The organism is Exiguobacterium sp. HVEsp1 (genome assembly GCF_002009685.1).
Taxonomy (GTDB): Bacteria; Bacillota; Bacilli; order Exiguobacteriales; family Exiguobacteriaceae; genus Exiguobacterium; species Exiguobacterium profundum.
This window is the reverse complement of the sequence record NZ_MTCT01000011.1, coordinates 1-1,270: the sequence shown is the minus strand read 5'-3', so window position 1 is coordinate 1,270 and position 1,270 is coordinate 1. Positions and strand designations below refer to the sequence as shown.

Annotated in this window: 1 protein-coding gene and 1 pseudogene; both read right to left on the bottom strand. The window is 50.2% G+C overall.

What is annotated here, in order from left to right; translation table 11 throughout:
• Window positions 1–65: 65 nt before the first annotated feature.
• Complete coding sequence (gene istB, locus BV910_RS14675) at window positions 66–782, bottom strand: IS21-like element helper ATPase IstB (protein WP_078145977.1); 717 nt, start codon at window positions 780–782, stop codon at window positions 66–68.
• Window positions 779–1,270, bottom strand: a pseudogene (locus BV910_RS14875) (IS21 family transposase); the annotation flags it as partial. The gene istB and the pseudogene BV910_RS14875, both read right to left, overlap by 4 nt.

Sequence of the window (1,270 nt, the reverse complement as noted above, 5' to 3'; positions counted from 1 at the left end):
TGTATTTTGCAATACAAATGTGCACAATAATGCAACGAAAAGTACAGAACTTTGCCAGCTGGGTTTTAGTGTTTCGACAACGCATGCGTGACGCGATAACTGTCACCTGTGAAGTTTAATATGTGAGCGTGATGGATGACGCGATCGACGAGTGCCGCCGTTAGGCGCGCGTCGCCAAAGATGCGATTCCACTGACTGAACTCAAGGTTGGATGTGATGATCAGGCTCTTTCTCTCGTACCAGTCGGTGATGAGATGGAACAGGAGTTCCGCAGATTCTTTTGTGAGAGGGATGTATCCCATCTCGTCCAAAATAATAAGGTCTGCCGATTCGAGACGTGAATGGAAGCTGCTCAGCTTTCCATCCCTCCAGGCCTTGTTGAGTTGCTCTACGAGCTCGGAGACCCGGAAGAACCTCACCTCATAACCTTTGTGACAAGCTTCTCTCCCGAGTCCGATGGCCAAGTGGGTCTTTCCCGTCCCCGGGGACCCTGTCAGAACGACGTTCTGTGAATGTTCGACGAAATTCAATGAGGTCAGTTCGTCCTTATCCAAATGCTTCGGGAAGTAGATGTGATTGCCCCAGCGATAGTCGTCGAGTGACTTGTTGTTGATGAATTTAGCCTTTTTGATAAACCGTTGCGCCTTCGCTTCTTCGCGGAGGCGCATTTCCATAGAGAAAAGCTCCATAAGAAATTTTTCAGGAGATTCCGTCGGAATCGATTCATAGATTTCGGCGACGTAGGCAAGGCGGAGCGACTTGCACATTTCTTTTAGGCTCATGCTGTGCCACCTTCTCCCCACGGCCGATTCAAGCTATCGTACTTGCTCCAGTCCACATCGTATGGATGGTCCTCAACCACGGCTGGGGCGTCGTCCTCGCTCAGTAGCTCGTACAGGCTTTCATTGATCTCTAGGATTGGATACAGCGCGAGCTTGGCTCGGATCCAGGCCAGTCGTTCCTGCCGGACAAGTAAGTTCGGCACGCCCAGGTACTCTTTGATTCTACCCGGCAGGTATTCGGAATAACGGGAGTGACCGAAGCTTCTCGGCTTCTTGTGCCAGGTGCTGATGATGTTTTCCCACGGGAGCGCACGTTTTGTCATCATGTAGGGTCGTTTTTCTTCGTAGAGGATTTCTCCATAAAGTGAGAGAATCTTCATCGAATCCCATCTTAGGATGGCGCGTACTTGCCCATGGCGAGACCCTGAAGGGATCAAGACTTTCGTCTTATCGATTGTTATTTCGCCGTACTTGTTCACCTTGAACAG